Here is a 16423-nt window from a genome sequence, read left to right on the forward strand (position 1 = left end):
CGACGTATAGGGCCTGACGCCTGCCCGGTGCCTGAAGGTTAAGTGGAGGGGTGCAAGCTCTGAAATGAAGCCCAGGTAAACGGCGGCCGTAACTATAACGGTCCTAAGGTAGCGAAATTCCTTGTCGGGTAAGTTCCGACCTGCACGAATGGCGTAACGACTTCCCCACTGTCTCCAGGACATGCTCAGCGAAATTGAATTCCCCGTGAAGATGCGGGGTTCCCGCGGTTAGACGGAAAGACCCCGTGCACCTTTACTGCAGCTTCAGAGTGGCATTAGGAAAGAACTGTGTAGCATAGGTGGGAGGCTTTGAAGCGTTGGCGCAGCTGACGTGGAGCCATAGGTGAAATACCACCCTGTTGTTTTCTGATGTCTAACCTCGATCCATGAAACTGGATCAGGGACCCTCTGTGGCGGGTAGTTTGACTGGGGCGGTCGCCTCCTAAAGAGTAACGGAGGCGCGCAATGGTGGGCTCAGGACGGTTGGAAACCGTCTGTTAGAGTGCAATGGCATAAGCCCGCCTGACTGCGAGACTGACAAGTCGAGCAGAGACGAAAGTCGGTCATAGTGATCCGGTGGTCCCTCGTGGAAGGGCCATCGCTCAACGGATAAAAGGTACGCCGGGGATAACAGGCTGATAACCCCCAAGAGCTCATATCGACGGGGTTGTTTGGCACCTCGATGTCGGCTCATCACATCCTGGGGCTGGAGCAGGTCCCAAGGGTTTGGCTGTTCGCCAATTAAAGTGGTACGTGAGCTGGGTTCAGAACGTCGCGAGACAGTTTGGTCCCTATCTGCCGTGGGCGTCGAAATTTGAGAGGAGTTGACCCTAGTACGAGAGGACCGGGTTGAACATACCTCTGGTGTACCTGTCGTTCTGCCAAGAGCGCAGCAGGGTAGCTATGTATGGACGGGATAACCGCTGAAAGCATCTAAGCGGGAAGCCTCCCTCGAGATAAGATTTCATAGAGCCGTCAGAGACCATGACGTTGATAGATCGGATGTAGAAGCGCGGTAACGCGTGGAGCTAACCGATACTAATTGCTCTATTCGCGCTTGAGAGTCCCACCATCAATGACAATCCTGGGTAAACCAGCGTGTCGCAGATGGCGGATGATCAAATGCAACGCCTGATTAACAACTACCATCTTCAGATTGTCGTAAACGTGCACCGATTTTAAGATCAAAGAACCCCTTTGCTGTTCACCGGCTCCATTGCTTGGTGGCTATAGCGTCAGTGCCCCACCCGATCCCATCCCGAACTCGGCCGTGAAACCTGACTGCGCCGATGGTACTATCACTTAAGTGATGGAAGAGTAGGTCGTCGCCAGGCATTGAAGCCGGTGAGCAGCAAAAGTCCCTTGGATCAAAAGAACCCATTCACATGTCACCTACCCTTTCGTTCCGCGACACAAGCGGAACTGCCGCGGGGTGGAGCAGCCCGGTAGCTCGTCAGGCTCATAACCTGAAGGTCACAGGTTCAAATCCTGTCCCCGCAACCATCTTCGATTGCGATATCCCCGATGCGAAAGCACCGGGGTTTTTTGCGTTCTGGGCTCATCGCCTCGCGATAGTGCCTGAACCACAGGCCGTTCGACCCCGGCGTGGGGCGGCGCTAATGCGAACTCAGTGACGACATGTCCTCTTCATAAACCGCGAAATACCGGCACGAGAGCAACCTGATGCTCGAGGGACAGCCTGACGGTGAATCCCCCCTGCTATCCGGATCGACCAAAAACCAGCCCTCGCGTCCGGCGCGACCTCAGCCGGTCGCGGTGATGATCTCGGTCAGGCCGTTCCCCCCACTGCGCGCCACAGAACTAATTGCTTGGTTCTCTTCGGTCCTTTCAAAGAAGGACTTCAGGATATGTTCCCCGGAAGGCGACACCCACACAATAGAAGCGGGCGGATCCGGCCGCGCAATAGATAATCGGAGCAAGACTAGTTCGCTACCCGGATATCTTCCACCGCGGCTTCGCTATGGACGCGACACGCCCGGGCCGGTTTCGACTATGACGATCTCGGGGCCGCCCGAGTATCCGGGCAGAGGCCGGATGATGGCGCGAATCCACCCGCCCCGCATCAAGCCACGATAGCGCGCCAATTGCGGCGCAAACCTGCGGTCCGTCGCATAGCGGGTATAGTGGCTGAACACCGCAAAATCGGCACGGCAGGTCGTCAGCTTCCGAGCGTCGACATACCCGATGTCGACGACGGGATTGCCGCGACGAAGCCGTTCTACGCGCGAGTAGCGGATGTGGCCGCCAAGCGCTTGACGTGCGTCGATGCAGCCCGCCGCCCCTACGGGGAAGCGGAGCTGCCAGGGCCCTCGAAACAAGTCGAAGGCGGCGTGTTCGACCAGGATGCTGGAACCTGGCGGCACATGGTCACGCACCCAGTGCGCCGCGATCTGGCGCGTGTCGTTGAGCCGTTCGTCCGTGTTGGCGTAGGTCGTCGCCAGCATGGGAAGCGCGACCAAGGCCGCGCCTATCCACGCAAAATGGCGTGCATCGGGCCCAAAGCGACGTTCGCCGAGATCGGCGATTGCGCCGATCGCATAGGCAATGCCAAGCGCCGCAAAGGGTAGCAGTGGCACCACCCAGCGTTCCCACACCAGGGCCTGGGCGCAAATCACCACCAGAAACATGAGGAATCCGGGCAGCGCGGCGGCGCGGACCTGCGCCTGGTCGCGGGCCATGGCGACGAGGCCGACTGCGGCTAGGATTAGCCCGGCACTGCCGAACGATCGCAGTAGCGGATGCGCGGCATACCAGCCGAGATTGGAAAGGAAGCCAGCCCCGGTCGAGCCAGGATGCGCGGATCGTGCTTCACCGCCAAGATCGAACAGCACGGTCGGATAATCGATCAACAAATAGGGCGATACGCAAAAGAGCGTGACGGTCGATACACACCCGAGCAGCGCAAGATGGGCAAGCGCGCGGCGATCAAAGGCGATGCGCGACAGACCGGCGCACGCGGGACTGAACACCACCACTGCCGCGGGCCATTTGGTCGCGCAGGCAAGCCCGACGCACAGTCCCGCAAGGACGTAGTCACGACACCGTCCGTCGCGCGCGATGGCGAGCGCGCGGAGCGTTGCCAACAGCATGAAGACGCTCGCCTCGACATCGGTGCGGATGACCTGGGAATATTGGATGTGCACCGCGTTGATCGCGAGAAAAAAAGCGGCGAGCAGACCGATGCGGCGATCGGCGATGCGTGTGCCGATGCGGTAGGTCAGCCAGACGCAAACCACGCCCGACGCGACGATCAGCAAGCGCCCCGGCAGGAAAATGATGCCGGGATCGGCATAGACCGCGCTGACAAAGGCGTGTGCATCGGCGAAGCGTCCGGCGACGATGCCGGTCGCAGCGGCGAGATAGCTGGTCAGCGCCAGGCCATAGAGCGTCGTCGTGCCCGGATGGCCGAACCAGCCGGGATTGAGAGTGTGATCGCGCAGCATTTCGAGGGCGGTCATCACGAACAGCGGCTCATCGGGATCGTTGAGCGCGGGCAGGCCGAAACCGACGGAAGCGAGGCGCAGGCCTGCGGCCAGCAGTAGCACCGCGGCCACTGCCGCACCCCGGGCGACGCGCAGCGATCGGGCGGTTATGACAGGGCCTCCAACCGCATCGATCGAGGCGCTGGGTTTCGCCAGGAGGGGGCATCGGCCAGCCTGATCACATTGAAGTCGCCGATCATGCCTGCTTGCTCCCGGCGAAGCTTACCCGGCTATGCCAGAAGTAGCTGCCGACGATCAGCACCGCCGTGAAGCCCAACTGGGCGATGACCGGCGGGATCGCGGCAAACTCGACGAGCACCGGCAGCGCCGCCCAATTGGCGGCGTAGTTGAACAGATAGAAGCTTGAAAAAAGCGCCGAACTCGCGGGCGATGTTGCCACGGGTGCGGAACACGCCGAGCTTGTAGGTTGCGAAGGCGAAACAGAGGCTGACCGCTTGGGCGATGCCCAATGCGAGGAGATAATGCCGTTGCAGCACGGGGGTGCTCCACAACAGCACAGGGTATAGGGCCAGACCAAAGGCGGTGTTCGCGGCACCGGCGGCGACGAAGCGCAGGGGGCGCTGAGCGTGTTTGGCGCGGGCGCGGATCACAGATCCTCCAGCAGCTCGATCCGCATATTTTCGCGCAGAACGTCGCGCGGCAGGAAGGGCGACAGATCCTCCAATGCGGGCGAGGTGATGCGACCGTCGGCGTGTTGCTTCGCACCAAGCTTGGGGGCGAAGGGAACATGCTCGTCGATCATGATTTCGCACAGTACAGGACCGTCGGTAGCGAGAGCCCCGGTGATCGCCGCGTCCAGATCGGCATGGCCCGTGGCGCGAAAATACGCGAAATCAAAGGCTGCCGCGATCTTGCTGAAATCGGGAAAGGTCACGTTACTCTTGGGTCCGCCGCCGACCTCCTCGCCATTGAAGAAGTTACGCTGCGTCTGAAAAACCGAGACGTAGCCGTTATTGTTGAGCAGGAAGACCTTTACCGGCAGGCGGTTGCCCGCGATCGTCTGCATTTCCTGCAGGTTCATCATGATGCTGCCGTCGCCCGCGATGCAGATGACGCGCTGTTCGCCACCCGTCGCGGTGCACACACCGATCGCGGCGGGGAGATCGTACCCCATCGTCGCGCACCCCGAATTGGTCCAGATGCGCTGGCCACGTTTGATCTCGGCGGCCTGGAAGCTGACCACGCACGCACTGCCGTTACCCGTGACGACGATATCGTCCTGGCCCAGGGCCCCGAACAGCTTTTCCATTGCCACATAGGGGTGGTTGGCGGGGCCGTGCGCGTGATATTCCGGCAGCACCGCCGGGAAGCGGCGCACGCGTTCGCGCGACCAGGCCAGCCACTCGCGCTGCTGTACGCTTGGCCCCTCATAAGGCGCAGCGAGCAGGGCGGGGATGAGGTCGGCCAGATCGGCCACCACCGGCATGTCGGGCACGACGGTCGGCTTGCGCAGTTCGACCGGATCGATGTCGACCCAGATCTTGTACGCCCCCCGCGCGAAGGTTTTCCAATTATAGCTCACCTGACGGATGTTGAGGCGACTGCCCAGCACCAGCAGCAGATCGGCGCTTTGCGTTACCATGTTGCCGCCGCGATCGCCCACGGTGCCGGGCCGCCCGGCATAAAGCGGGTGGGCATTCCACAGCACATCGTGCGCGTTCCAGCCGGTCACGACGGGGACGCCGAGCCTTTCGATCAGCGCGAGGAATGCAGCATAGGCACCGCTCAACCGCACGCCACCGCCCGCGAAGACCACCGGTCGCTCGGCCGCCTGGAGTTTTTCCAGGATCGTAGTGGCGGTGGCGGCGAGATCGGCGTGCTTCCACGGCTCGTCCAGCTCGGCCGGATCGAAGCCCGGCAGCGTGTCCGGGTCGATCGGTGCCGCTTGTACGTCGAGCGGAATGTCGAGCCAGACCGGGCCGGGCCGCCCGCTGGTGGCAAGGTAGAGCGCCTTTTCGAGATGGTAGCGGATCGTGCCCGGATCGGTGACCATCACGGCATATTTGGTGATCGGGCGGACGAGTTCCTCGATATCGAGTTCCTGGTCGCCGAACTGCCGGAGCGGCAGGCCCGTCGAGCGCACGGTCGTCTCGTTCTTCACTTGCCCCGACAGGACGAGCATGCCGATCGAATCGACCCACGCGCCGTAAACGCCGGTGATCGCGTTGGTACCACCCGGGCCCGAGGTGACGTTGACCACGGCCAGCCGGTTGGTGAGGCGGTAATAGGCCTCCGCCGCCATTGCGAGCGCCTGTTCGTGATGGGTGAAGACCGTCTCGAGCGCTGGATGCGTGCCGAGCGCATGGTTGAGGTGCATCGCGCCGCCGCCGGTCAGCATGAAGACGTGGCGCAGGCCCTGCATGGCGAGGCGCTCGGCCACCCAGGTGGAGAGTTTCATCGTAGTCATGGTTTCCATCCGTTCCAAAGCGCGGTGCGCCGGATCGCCTCGTCGAGGCCGATCGTCGCTCTGACGCCGAGTTGTTCGCGTATCCGCTCCGTCGAGGGGACGTAGCGGCCCGGGTTCCAACCGGGGTCCGGGCGGCCGAGGATTTCGACCCCCGGCGAACCGAGGATCGCCGCGGTGCGCTGCGCCAACGCTGCGATCGAGACCGCTTCTTCGGACCCGACATTGCAGACCATGCCGGGCTTGCCCGCCAGCAGCAGTGTCCACAGCCATACCGTCAGGTCCGCGGCATAGAGGTAGGAGCGCACCGCCTCGCCCGAGCCTTCGACGCGGATCGTGCGCCCTGCCATTGCATCGCGGACGAAGTTGCCGGCGGCGAAATGGATGTCGAGCGAGAGGAGCGGGCCCAGCAATGCGAAGATCCGAGCGCCGACCACGTCGAGCCCGAATTGCTTGCCATAGATCGCGCAGAGCATTTCGGCGGCGCGCTTGCCCTCGCCATAGGCCGATCGCGGATCGAGCGGATCGGGCGCGCCATGCCAGGTTTCACTAACATGCGCGATATCCCCAGGCTGGGCACCATAGACCGCCCCCGAACTGAGGAAGAGCACGCGCTGCGCGCCGCAAGCGACCGCAAGATCGAGCGCGTTGCGCGTGCCCTGGACGATCGTGTCGAACATTCGCCTCGGGTCCTGAGCGTTCAGCGCGGCGCTGGCGTCGGTGGCGGCGTGGATGATGTGCGTGAAGGCACCTGTGGTGGCGCGAAATCGAGCACGTCACCGCTTACGCAGTGGAAGCGCGCGGCGAGGTGCGGCGCGCGCGCGGCAAATTCGGCGGGATTGCGGCTGAGCAAGGTCACCTGCACGTCGACCGGCGCGCGCGCGAGGGCCTTCAGCATCCAGCGGCCGATAAAGCCGGTGCCGCCGGTGATGAACAGATGCGCGCCCTCCAGCCGCGGCCAGAGCGGTGCGAGCGCGGTATCGACCGCAGCGAGATCGGCTTCGAGGATCATGCCGGCTGCAGGCCCAGGCTGGGTCGCTGCGTCAGGTGGGCGCGAACGACCAGCGCGATGCTGTCGATCGCGAGTGCCCAGACGATCAGGATGATCAGTCCGGGCCGGACGAAATGACCGAGCGCAATGCCGAAGCTTGCCGTAACGGATTGTCCGCTCAGCCAGCTTGTCCCCGGCACCTCGAGAATGGTGGTGAGGGTACGGTCGGCAACGATGCACAGCAGATAGGCGCAGATCAGCGCGACGATCGGACCGCCGCGCCGCCAGGGCTCGAGGAAGACGAGGAACAGCAGGAAAGTCTGGGTATAACCGCCCGGAGACTGGGCGATGAGATACGCCCCGAGCAATAGCGTGGCGATGCGGTGTGCGGACACGGCGCGCGGCTGAAGCCATACACCGGCGAGCGCAAGCAGGGCCACCAACTGGCTGGTGCGGATCGCGATCGGCACGATCGTCTCGATCGTCTCGATGGTGCGCGAAGGTATGTACGTGAGGATCGGCATCTGCGACGCGCGGATCAGCAGCAGCGGGGCGTAGCTCGTCGAATAATGGACTTCGTTCCACACTTGCCCGCTCTGGAACACGAGCCAATTCGCGGTGTTGGCGGCCAATTCCCCAGGCGTGCCGCTGCCGACAACGGCAAGCGTGGCAAGATACAGCAGCACCGTGGCGATACCTGCCAGCTCCAGCGCGCGCCATTTGCGCTTTACCGCCAGCGCGGCGACCGGCAGCAGCAGATAGGGTTTGAAGTTGATGGTCGCCGCGGTCGCCGCATAGCGCCAGCGCGCGCCGATCCTGAGTGGGCCATGCGCCAGCATGAAGCAGGCAAAGGCCACCAGGATCAGATTGCCGCGTTCCAGCGTGAACAGCAGCGGTAACCCAAGGCCGATGGCGATGGTCCGCATCGGTGCGGTACGCGGATCGGCGCTGCGGAAGCTGAGCCAGGCAAGCGCCACGTCGAGCAAATAGAAACCGACGATGACCCCGCGCCCCAGCCAATCACAATCGCGCGCGTAGAAAGGCGAATTGAGATAGCAGCCGGGCAGGCTGAACGCGTCGAGAAACACGAAGGATAGCGGCGGATAGATGCTGCGCCACACATCATAAGTACCGGGGTTGTTCGCCCAATAGGCGGTGTTGAACCAATCCATGAAGGTGTCGTTGGTATCGAACACGAAGGGTTGCGGCAGGTAACCGAGGACGCCGAACTGCCATGCCGTGCAGGCGACGCTCGCCAGCACGGTGAGCGCGAGCAGCGCTTCCGGGATCAAGGCAAGGTGGCGACGCATCAACTCGCGTGGACGGTCGGAGCGGTTGCGCGGGTTGCCGGGAAGTTGATCCGTTCGCTTTCCAGCACCAGCGGAGCGCCGCGCGTCCGTTCGGCGATGACGCGGACTTGCTCGCCGATCAGGCCGACGAACAGCATCAGCACGGCGAACATCGCCAGCGCCAGCGCGGCTGCCAGGACTGACCAGACGGGGCCGCCGACGAAGGCCGCAGTAATCGAGCCGAGCGTGAGCAGGATGGCAAGTGCACCGGTGCCGAGCGCAATGAGGATGGGAGCGCGCAACAGTGTCTTCGCGGATCCGGCCAGCCCGGACAGGGCAAAGGAGGCGAGCGCGGCGACATCGTTCTTCGACGTACCCGCAGCGCGTGCCGGGCGATCGACGGGCACCAGCGCCAGACGGTAGCCGCTTTCGACCACCATCCCCCGGAAAAAGGGTTCCGGCTCGTTCCAGGTGGCGAGCGTATCGACCACCACCCGGTCGAACAGGCCGAAACCCGTAACGCCGGGGATCAGCGGATAGTCGCTGATCCGACCCAGTACCGCATAACCAAGCTGCCGGACCGGCCCGAGCAGGCCCGCGCCTTCCTCCGAGCGGCGTTGGCCGAGCACGATCTGCGCCCCTGCGCGCCACAGCCGCAGAAATTCTCCGATCATTTCGGGCGGATCCTGAAAATCCGCGCACATGCCGATCACCGCCGCGCCGCTCGCCTGGTAAATGCCGTAGGTTGGCGAGCGCATTTGCCCATAGTTGCGGGTGTTGAAGATGGCGCGAACCCGCGGTTCCGCAGCGCACAGGTCGCGGATGATATCGCGCGTGCCGTCGGTCGAACCATTGTCGATCAGGATGATCTCGTATGAGTGCGCATGGCGGGCGGCCTCGGCACCCACCGCCCTGCAAATCGCAACGACATTCTCTGCTTCGTTGAAGCAGGGAATCACGATCGACAGTTCGGGGGTGCCTCGGCCGCTCATCGGTCTGCATTCCGGGGGGCAAGACGCAGACCGGTGGCGGGTGCATAAATTTCGGTGAATGCGGCGCAAAGCAACACGAGCAGCAGCACCGCCACCGCCGGGATGTTGTACTTGCGATCGGGGTCGAGCCGCGGCGCTTCGATCATCTGGACGTCCGATGCGGTCTCGGCGGCGAGTGCATCGACCGCGACCTCTTCGGAGGAACGCGCGTAGACTTCATACAATGCCTGCGCGAAGCGATAGTCGCGGTAAAGATCGAGATATTCGCCCGACATGGCGGAAAGACCGGCAACGTTGGGACCGGCGGCTCCGGCGGCGGGGGCGGTGGTGCCGGCAATCTGCGCGCGTAACGCGGAAACTTCCGACTGCACCGACTGGAGTTGCGGGTTTTCAGCACCCTGGAAGCGTTGCAGCGTTTCCAGTTCGACCTGTTTCGCCTGGAGTTGGGCCTGGAGCCCGGCGCGCAGCGTGAGTTCCGCACCCAATTGCGCTTCGGGCTCGGCCAGCTTGTTGCGGCGGCGGAAATCGCTGAGCGCCGCTTCGGCCTTGGCCGCGCGGACGACGGCTTCCTTGAACCGCCGCTCGACCACCGCGCGCTTGCGCCGCACCCGATCACGACCGAGCGCGTTGATGCGCTCGCCAATGGCCTGGACATAGGCGCGCGTCAGCCGCTCGGCCAATTGCGGGTCATGCGTGCGCGCGGTGATTTCGAGGATGCCGCCGGTGAGCGAATGCACGTCCATGTCGCGGTCGAGCGCCTTTCGGCCTTGGCGTGGTTGGCGTAGCCGCCTGGACCAACCAGCCCGAGGCGGGCGATCACCGTGTCGCTGACTTCGCCGCCGCGACCGATCGCCAGATACAGGTCGATTGGGGTCTTCGCGTTGCCGAGCAATGCCGCAAAGCCTTGGAGCTGGCTGCCCGCTGCGCCCATCGACGAACTGAGCCCGATCGAGCTGCCATCCTGCGGCACGATCTTGGCGCGGGCTACGTAAGGCTGCGGAAAAACACAGAGAATGGCGAGCAACACAGCGAGCACAGCATACGCGATCCGCCGATTGCGGGCATCGTGCCGCAGCGACACGAGGCCGCTCCCGATCGTCATCGCGCGGCTCAATTCAGCAGCGCGGCGATGGTGGCCGCCCCGGTCAGTCCGCCGAACAGGCTGCTGGTGACGTCGCGCATCCGCGCCCAGAATTCGCCGCGATTGGAATCGATCGGCACGTAAATCAGGTCGCCGGGCAACGCTGCCTCGCGGAAGATCCGCTTGCGGTTGGAAAGCACGGTGCCATTGGCGCGAACCACGAACACCCCGGTCTTGTCGCCAAGCTTCTGCACACCGCCTGCCGAGTGAACGAAGTCGCCGATCGTCATGCCGCGGCGATAGGCGAAGGACGCCGGGCTCGGCACAGCGCCGAACACACCGACCGTCACCGGCTGCGGCGGGATGTAGATGCTGTCGTTATTCTCCAGAATAAGATCGGCGGGCAGGGTGGTCGCCGTTACCGGCAGGTCGAAGACCAGGCGACCATTCGGCTCGCGTTTGCGCAATTGCTCGACGATCGACTGGATGAGCGCGACATTGCCCACCTGGGCCGAGCGGGCGTGGTCGACCGAGACCAACGGCTGGGTCGAAAGCTGGAGCTCCATATCCTTGACCGCGCGGTCAAAACTCGCGCGTTGTTGCTGACGGACGCTGTCGCGGGTGATCACGCTCGCATAAGGAAATGCCCCCGCGGTGAGGCCACCCGCTTCGGCGAGCGCCGCGCCCAAATGCGCACCGGGTTGCAGATAATAGCGCCCGGGCTTCGCCACTTCGCCGGTTACGGTGACGAGCACCGATTGCCGTTCGAGCGGGCGGGCGAGCCCTAGGTTGGTAAGCACGCGGACGATGTCGCCGCGCTGTGCAGGGCGCGCGCGCGCCTCGGCGGGGGTCAATTGCTGCCAGCCGGCATCGCGCTGCCCCAGCGAATCGAGCACGAGCAAGCGGCTGTTGTCGGCAACGGTGCTGACGCCACCGGCATAGAGGATCGCGTCCTGCAAGCTTTCGCCCGCGCCGACTTCGAAGATCGCCTGGCGGTTGATCGCGCCGACCACCGCCACTTGCGGGCCTGCGGGGGCAATATAGATGACGTCGCCATTCTGGAGGGGCGCGTCGCCGCTTTTGTCGCCTTTCAGCAGCAAGTCGTACAAGTCGAAATCAGAGATGAGTTTGCCCGCGCGCCGCAACTGAATCGAGCGCAGGCTGCCACCGGCGGCGGGTCCGCCCGCTGCCAGCACGGCGTTGACCAGGGTCGCGAGACTGCTGACCGAATAGGAACCTGGCTGGTTGGCGAAGCCGGTAACATACACGGTAATGCCGCGCAGCCGCACCACGGTCGTTTGCAAATCAAAGCCGCGATACTGGCGTGCGATCTGGCGGGCGATGACGTCGTGCAACTCGGCGTAGCGCACACCTGCCACCGTGATCCCGCCCACCCGGGGTACGAAGATGCGGCCTTCGGTGTCGACGGTGAGCCGCAAATTGGATGCCTGAACCGATCCGCTCAAGCTGATCTGGATCTGATCGCCGGGATTGAGCCGGTAATCGTCTGGCACTGCAACCGTCGGTGGGGCCGAAAAATCGCGGGCACCGGGGGTCAGCAATTCTGCGCCGAAGCGCCGGACCGGCATACCCGCTGCTTCGGACACGTAACTCTCGAATGGACTGGGCGGCGCGGCATGGGCGCGTGGGCCCGTCTCGGGCTTGGTCGCCCCGGACGGCTCGTTCGCCTCGGGCGGCGGACTATCGATAACCGCTGGCTGAAATCCCGCCGTGTTGGTTTGCGGGGGGGATCGCGGTCTGGGCCGCCGCAGCGCTTCGCGGTTGTGCGGTGGCATCCTGCGATTGCGCCGCCACTGGCGACAGCAACTGCGCCATGCCCGAACCGGGTGCCAGAATCAGCGCCAGGGCGATTGCGGTAGAAGAGGCGAACAGCGGGCGGGCGGTCGTCATGCGGCAATGCCTTCCGCGTCGGCCAAGGCGCTCCCGACGCCCAGCAAGAGCGCCGATGCGCTGTCCCACAAAGCCGGGGTGGCAGCGGCGAGAACGCCCGCACTGTTCGATCCGACGCGATAGGGGCGGTGATCCCAATGCCGGATTTCGCCGCCGGCTTCGGTCAGAAACACCGCACCTGCGGCGTGGTCCCAGGGGAGGATGCGCTGGAACAGCGTGATATCATTCTGTCCGAACGCGACGCGCGGATAGCTTTCGGCCGCACACCGCGGGATCGGTGTCAGGTCAAAGCGCCGACTGGCGCTTGCCTGCACGCGTGCGCGCTGCACCGGTGCCAGGAACTGCGTGCCGAGCGCCGCGATCGGCGCGCGCGTCCGGACGGGGTGGTGCGCACGCGGGCACCGTCGCACGTCGCGCCCCTGCCGCGCTCGGCATGGCAAAGCCGGTCGCGCAACGGATCGAGCATCCAGCCAGCCAGCGGTACGCCGTTTTCGACCAGCGCGATCATGAGGCCGAACGGTGCCTCGCCCCGCGCGAAATTGGCGGTGCCGTCGAGGGGATCGATCAGCCAGACAAGCCCGGTACCGATATTGTCGAGCAGTTCGGGTGCATCCTCGACCGCTTCCTCGCCAACAATTCGCGCACCCAGACCCAGCGCTTCCAGGCCATCGCGCAGGCGAAGCTCCGCCTCGCGATCAGCACGCGTAACGATTTCGCCCGGGCGCTTTTCCTCAATGTCGTGCGGTGCCAGCGCGCGGAAGCATGGCATCACCACCGCTTGTGCCACCTCGCGGAGCAGCGCGGAAACCTGTTCGCGAAGCGCCATTGCAGATCAGGCCGCCACGCTGGTCTTTTGATCGAACGACGCGCGGGCGCTACGCTCCCGCATCATCCGCAAGCGGGCGAGGTCTTCGTCCGCAATCGTCGCATAATAGTCGCGCTTGTTCTCCAGCCAGGCGAGCTCGAACGCCACGGCATTGGCAATCGCGGCTTCGAAGCGCGGATGCTCGGCGGTGGCACCATCGAACACGACCTTGCGCGTTTCGAACCGGTCGAGCCGAACCTTGCGGATTTCGCGCAGCGCAGGCCCGGCCTCGACTGCTACCGACCCGCCGACGACCAGTTCCAGATCCGCTGCAGCGCAGGCGCGCGCGACCGACAGCACCGCATCGGTGATCTGACGATCGTTGATCGCGCCGCGCGGCAGGCCTCGCGACAAGGTGAAATCCACCCGGCCGAACACCACGCCATCCAGATCGGCACCCGCCAGCGGCAGCATCGCCTCCAGGTTGCGAAGCGTCGTATCGGTCTCGAGATTGAACAGGAACTTGGCGCTCGCGGGCTCAAGGCCATAGGTCTTGCGCTTGGCCTCGATATATTTGGTGAGCGCATAGGGGGTCTCGATCATCGGCGCGATGATGTGGTCGACGCCGTACAGGCGCGATGCCAGCAAATCGGAGATCGCCTCGCAGCCGCCGATTTTGAGCGCGACTTTCAAGCCCGCGGCGCGGGTGAGGTGCAGCAGGCGAAGAAACTCGTCGGGACGCGTGCCTTCGGCTTCGAATTCGGCCTTGACCGCGACCACGCCAAATTCGTCCCGGCCCCTTTTCAGCATGTCGAGCATGCCGCGTTCGGTGATGTTCAAGGTGGCTTCCCTCTCGATCCGCAGGTGGTTGTCGGGACAGAGACGGAGCCTCGCGGGGGAACCCGTAAAGCGTTTTTCGCCCGGTCGCGGATCGGCCAGCAATTACGGGTTCTGCACGGGCGCTCCGTCTTCGCGCTATGCCGCTCGCCTTGACGCTTTGCCCGTGCCTGTTGCTGATCGTCGCGCCGATGCCGACAGCGGAAGCCGGTGGCGGCCTTCCCGCCGGCAATGACGCGGCCTTTCGTGACCGCATGATGGATTGGTCGGCAGCACAGGCCCCGCCGATCCTGAATGCTCCATTGGCGACCCTCGGTTTGCCCCGCCTGTCGTCGCGTTTCGGCGTTCGCGAAGACCCGTTTCACGCGGGACACGCGCTGCATAAGGGGATCGACATACCGGGTGCCTTGGGGTCGGCGGTGCGCGCTGCCGATGCAGGCACCGTGCGGTTTGCCGGTGTCGCGGGCGGCTATGGCAATCTGGTGGAGATCGTCCATGCCGGCAATCTCGAAAGCCGTTATGGACATTTGTCGCGCCTGCTTGTCCACGACGGGGAGAGAGTCGAACGCGGGGACGTGATCGCGCTGATGGGATCGAGCGGGCGATCGACCGGCAGTCATCTGCACTTCGAGGTGCGATTGAACGGGCAGGCCGTCGATCCGCTTGGCATGTTCGGGGCGGTTGCGCAGAGCGAAGGAACGGCCTCCCCCGCCGCTGCGCCGTCGCATATCTCCGCCTTTGCGCGGGCGCGCGATCGGGCGGCGGCGGTGCGGTAAGTTCATCGCTGGCCGATGCAGCACCGGACGTGCCCATTGCCGCCCGTTCCATGCAGGGACTTGGCAACGCATGGCCATGCACTCTAGAGCCGATGCCACTCGACGTCGTACGGTGCCGGTGCCGCCAACCCATCGCGGCGGCGGACGTATGCGCAGCATGGCGATGGAACTTGGCTCTCGAAATGGATGCAGAACGGCACAATAGCGGGCTGCAACTCCTGATCGTCAACGAGCGTGCGCGTCTGTTGCGCTTTCTGGCGGTGCGCGGCGCGGGCGACGAAGCCGAGGATGTGCTGCAGGATTTGTGGCAACGCGTCGCGCTGTCGACCAGCCAGCCTGTCGTCGATCCGATCTCCTATCTCTTTCGCGCGGCCGAGAACCTGATGCGCGACCGGCACCGCTCGAATGTCAGCCGCGAGCGGCGACAGCAGGATTGGCACAGCACCGGCGATACCCCGCAGGATGTGCCTGGCGGCGAACGCGTGCTGATCGCGCGGCAGCGGTTGCGCGAAGCCGACGCCGTCCTCGCCGCCTTGGGGCCGCGGGTCGATCGGGTGTTTCGGAGCTATCGCCTGGAAGGGGAAAGCCAGGCATCGATTGCAAAGACGTTGGGGGTGAGTTTGAGCTCGGTCGAGAAGGATTTGCAAAAGGCGTATCGGGCCTTGGCGGCGCTAAAGGTAAAGTTGGATGCGGAATGAGCGCTACCACTCCGTCATTAGGGGGATATGGTCATGAACGCGCCTGAATCTGCAACGGTCGAGGAAACCGCGCGCCGCTGGGTGATCCGGGTTCACGACGCGTCCTTTGCGGATTGGGACGGCCTCACCGAATGGCTCGAACAGGATCCCGCGCATCTTGCGGCCTATGATGCTGCGGTCGACGACGACCATTGGGCGGAGGAGGTGCTGCGCAGTGCGCCACCGCCGGTCGCTCTTGGAGGGCGTCCGCGCACGCATCGGCGCTGGGCGCTGGTCGGCGGCGGTGCCGCTGCCGCTGCCGCGTTGGCGGTCGTTGGTGCCTGGGTCACGCTCTTCCCTGCCGACCACAAGCAGGAGATTGCGACCGGGCCGGGCCAGCACCGCACCTTCGCGCTCGCCGATGGCTCAACCGTGATCCTGAACGCCAGTACACGTCTCACCTTTGATGCAAGCAAACCGCGCGCGGTGACGCTGGTTGCGGGCGAAGCGCTGTTCACCATCCGCCACAATGCGCGCGATCCGTTTGTGGTGACGGCGGGGGGGACGCGGCTGGTCGATGCGGGCACGGTGTTCGACGTCGTCCATGATCACGACGCGCTTGAGGTTGCAGTGGCGCAAGGGGCGGTGGTGTACGCGCCCGGCAAGGACAACATCCGCCTTGATGCCGGCGCGAACCTGACGCGCCCAACGGCTACCGCAAAACCTCGACTCGGCAAAGTCAGCCCCGACGGCATTGGGGGCTGGCGGACTGGCCATTTGGAGTATGACGATGTGTCGCTCGATCGGGTTGCGCGTGATCTGAGCCGCAATATCGGCGAGCCGATTCGTATCCCCGACATTGCCGGGCGCATGCGATTCAGCGGAACCTTGATGCTGGCAGATTCTCCCGGGCGCACGCTCGACCGCGCCGGACCGCTGCTGGGTGTTCGCTTTACGCGCGGGAAGGACGGATGGGCGATGGCCGCGGCCGATGCGGATCGGTAACAGGGTCTGGCCGCTTGCGGCGATCGGCATGGCGACACCAGCATTGGCGCAGGAGCGCGCCGCAGCGGTCGATGTCCGCTCTGCACCCCTGGCGCAGGCGGTGCGCGCGCTGAGCCTGCAGACCGGTGCCA

The 16423-nt window shown here is 64.4% G+C and carries 17 protein-coding genes, 1 tRNA gene, 2 rRNA genes and 1 pseudogene (1 of these 21 running past the window's edge); 6 read left to right on the plus strand and 15 right to left on the minus strand.

Annotation, left to right across the window (positions count from 1 at the left end):
• The 3 genes from NW75_RS10245 to NW75_RS10255 form a co-directional block, all read left to right on the plus strand.
• Positions 1 to 1062, plus strand: a 23S ribosomal RNA gene (locus NW75_RS10245) (it extends 1731 nt beyond the left edge of the window).
• Between the two features lie 157 nt (positions 1063 to 1219).
• Positions 1220 to 1334: ribosomal RNA gene (gene rrf / locus NW75_RS10250) — 5S ribosomal RNA — on the plus strand.
• 92 nt (positions 1335 to 1426) lie between these two features.
• A tRNA-Met gene (locus NW75_RS10255) sits at positions 1427 to 1503 on the plus strand.
• Between the two features lie 476 nt (positions 1504 to 1979).
• Here the strand turns inward: NW75_RS10255 and NW75_RS10260 are convergent.
• From NW75_RS10260 to NW75_RS10305, 15 genes and pseudogenes are all read right to left on the minus strand, one after another.
• Positions 1980 to 3575 (minus strand): ArnT family glycosyltransferase, encoded by a 1596-nt coding sequence (locus tag NW75_RS10260; protein WP_052192350.1) that lies wholly within the window; start codon positions 3573 to 3575, stop codon positions 1980 to 1982.
• Between the two features lie 124 nt (positions 3576 to 3699).
• A complete protein-coding gene (locus NW75_RS26325) occupies positions 3700 to 3903 on the minus strand; it encodes a hypothetical protein (protein WP_231565121.1) in 204 nt (67 codons plus the stop codon).
• 4 nt (positions 3904 to 3907) lie between these two features.
• Positions 3908 to 4114, minus strand: a pseudogene (locus NW75_RS27750) (GtrA family protein); the annotation flags it as partial.
• The gene (locus NW75_RS10270) at positions 4111 to 5931 is read right to left on the minus strand and encodes a thiamine pyrophosphate-binding protein (protein WP_231565110.1); all 1821 of its coding nucleotides are present in this window, start codon (positions 5929 to 5931) and stop codon (positions 4111 to 4113) included. The pseudogene NW75_RS27750 and the gene NW75_RS10270, both read right to left, overlap by 4 nt.
• Complete coding sequence (locus NW75_RS10275) at positions 5928 to 6665, minus strand: NAD-dependent epimerase/dehydratase family protein (protein ID WP_331386057.1); 738 nt, start codon at positions 6663 to 6665, stop codon at positions 5928 to 5930. Before NW75_RS10275 ends, NW75_RS10270 begins: the two co-directional genes overlap by 4 nt.
• Entirely contained in the window at positions 6629 to 6940 is a 312-nt protein-coding gene (locus tag NW75_RS26335; RefSeq protein ID WP_231565111.1) for an NAD-dependent epimerase/dehydratase family protein, read from the minus strand. Before NW75_RS26335 ends, NW75_RS10275 begins: the two co-directional genes overlap by 37 nt.
• The gene (locus NW75_RS10280) at positions 6937 to 8229 is read right to left on the minus strand and encodes a hypothetical protein (RefSeq protein ID WP_126849011.1); all 1293 of its coding nucleotides are present in this window, start codon (positions 8227 to 8229) and stop codon (positions 6937 to 6939) included. The genes NW75_RS26335 and NW75_RS10280 overlap by 4 nt, the downstream gene beginning before the upstream one ends.
• Entirely contained in the window at positions 8229 to 9200 is a 972-nt protein-coding gene (locus NW75_RS10285) for a glycosyltransferase family 2 protein (protein WP_033965108.1), read from the minus strand. Before NW75_RS10285 ends, NW75_RS10280 begins: the two co-directional genes overlap by 1 nt.
• Positions 9197 to 9943: a hypothetical protein gene (locus tag NW75_RS10290; RefSeq protein ID WP_231565112.1), complete on the minus strand. Its 747-nt coding sequence runs from the start codon at positions 9941 to 9943 to the stop codon at positions 9197 to 9199. The genes NW75_RS10285 and NW75_RS10290 overlap by 4 nt, the downstream gene beginning before the upstream one ends.
• Positions 9865 to 10302: a hypothetical protein gene (locus NW75_RS26340; protein WP_231565113.1), complete on the minus strand. Its 438-nt coding sequence runs from the start codon at positions 10300 to 10302 to the stop codon at positions 9865 to 9867. The genes NW75_RS10290 and NW75_RS26340 overlap by 79 nt, the downstream gene beginning before the upstream one ends.
• An 8-nt stretch (positions 10303 to 10310) precedes the next feature.
• Complete coding sequence (locus NW75_RS10295) at positions 10311 to 11888, minus strand: polysaccharide biosynthesis/export family protein (protein WP_231565114.1); 1578 nt, start codon at positions 11886 to 11888, stop codon at positions 10311 to 10313.
• A 94-nt stretch (positions 11889 to 11982) separates the two neighbouring features.
• The gene (locus tag NW75_RS26345; protein WP_052192352.1) at positions 11983 to 12192 is read right to left on the minus strand and encodes a hypothetical protein; all 210 of its coding nucleotides are present in this window, start codon (positions 12190 to 12192) and stop codon (positions 11983 to 11985) included.
• A complete protein-coding gene (locus NW75_RS27755; protein ID WP_331386052.1) occupies positions 12189 to 12506 on the minus strand; it encodes an inositol monophosphatase family protein in 318 nt (105 codons plus the stop codon). The genes NW75_RS26345 and NW75_RS27755 overlap by 4 nt, the downstream gene beginning before the upstream one ends.
• Entirely contained in the window at positions 12473 to 13018 is a 546-nt protein-coding gene (locus NW75_RS10300) for an inositol monophosphatase family protein (RefSeq protein ID WP_331386053.1), read from the minus strand. Before NW75_RS10300 ends, NW75_RS27755 begins: the two co-directional genes overlap by 34 nt.
• A gap of 6 nt (positions 13019 to 13024) precedes the next feature.
• Positions 13025 to 13837 carry an aldolase/citrate lyase family protein gene (locus NW75_RS10305; protein WP_231565115.1) on the minus strand — a complete coding sequence of 271 codons (813 nt, stop codon included), beginning with the start codon at positions 13835 to 13837 and terminating at the stop codon, positions 13025 to 13027.
• Positions 13838 to 13974: 137 nt separating this feature from the next.
• Between NW75_RS10305 and NW75_RS22890 the strand changes: the two genes are divergently transcribed.
• The 3 genes from NW75_RS22890 to NW75_RS10320 all read left to right on the plus strand — a co-directional run bounded on the left by NW75_RS22890 (position 13975) and on the right by NW75_RS10320 (position 16292).
• A complete protein-coding gene (locus tag NW75_RS22890) occupies positions 13975 to 14610 on the plus strand; it encodes a M23 family metallopeptidase (RefSeq protein WP_052192353.1) in 636 nt (211 codons plus the stop codon).
• A 182-nt stretch (positions 14611 to 14792) separates the two neighbouring features.
• Positions 14793 to 15308 carry an RNA polymerase sigma factor gene (locus tag NW75_RS10315; protein ID WP_033965109.1) on the plus strand — a complete coding sequence of 172 codons (516 nt, stop codon included), beginning with the start codon at positions 14793 to 14795 and terminating at the stop codon, positions 15306 to 15308.
• Between the two features lie 33 nt (positions 15309 to 15341).
• Positions 15342 to 16292, plus strand: a complete 951-nt coding sequence (locus NW75_RS10320; protein WP_033965111.1) for a FecR family protein — start codon at positions 15342 to 15344, stop codon at positions 16290 to 16292.
• The last annotated feature ends 131 nt before the right edge of the window (positions 16293 to 16423 follow it).

This window comes from Sphingomonas sp. Ant H11 (assembly GCF_000797515.1).
Lineage (GTDB): Bacteria > Pseudomonadota > Alphaproteobacteria > Sphingomonadales > Sphingomonadaceae > Sphingomonas.

Coding starts and splice junctions, on each gene's coding strand:
- NW75_RS10270 (WP_231565110.1), bottom strand. CDS start 5,931: ATGACTACGATGAAACTCTCCACCTGGGTGGCCGAGCGCCTCGCCATG.
- NW75_RS26335 (WP_231565111.1), bottom strand. CDS start 6,940: ATGATCCTCGAAGCCGATCTCGCTGCGGTCGATACCGCGCTCGCACCG.
- NW75_RS10280 (WP_126849011.1), bottom strand. CDS start 8,229: ATGCGTCGCCACCTTGCCTTGATCCCGGAAGCGCTGCTCGCGCTCACC.
- NW75_RS10285 (WP_033965108.1), bottom strand. CDS start 9,200: ATGAGCGGCCGAGGCACCCCCGAACTGTCGATCGTGATTCCCTGCTTC.
- NW75_RS10290 (WP_231565112.1), bottom strand. CDS start 9,943: ATGGACGTGCATTCGCTCACCGGCGGCATCCTCGAAATCACCGCGCGC.
- NW75_RS26340 (WP_231565113.1), bottom strand. CDS start 10,302: ATGACGATCGGGAGCGGCCTCGTGTCGCTGCGGCACGATGCCCGCAAT.
- NW75_RS26345 (WP_052192352.1), bottom strand. CDS start 12,192: ATGACGACCGCCCGCCCGCTGTTCGCCTCTTCTACCGCAATCGCCCTG.
- NW75_RS10300 (WP_331386053.1), bottom strand. CDS start 13,018: ATGGCGCTTCGCGAACAGGTTTCCGCGCTGCTCCGCGAGGTGGCACAA.
- NW75_RS22890 (WP_052192353.1), top strand. CDS start 13,975: ATGCCGCTCGCCTTGACGCTTTGCCCGTGCCTGTTGCTGATCGTCGCG.
- NW75_RS10315 (WP_033965109.1), top strand. CDS start 14,793: ATGGATGCAGAACGGCACAATAGCGGGCTGCAACTCCTGATCGTCAAC.
- NW75_RS10320 (WP_033965111.1), top strand. CDS start 15,342: ATGAACGCGCCTGAATCTGCAACGGTCGAGGAAACCGCGCGCCGCTGG.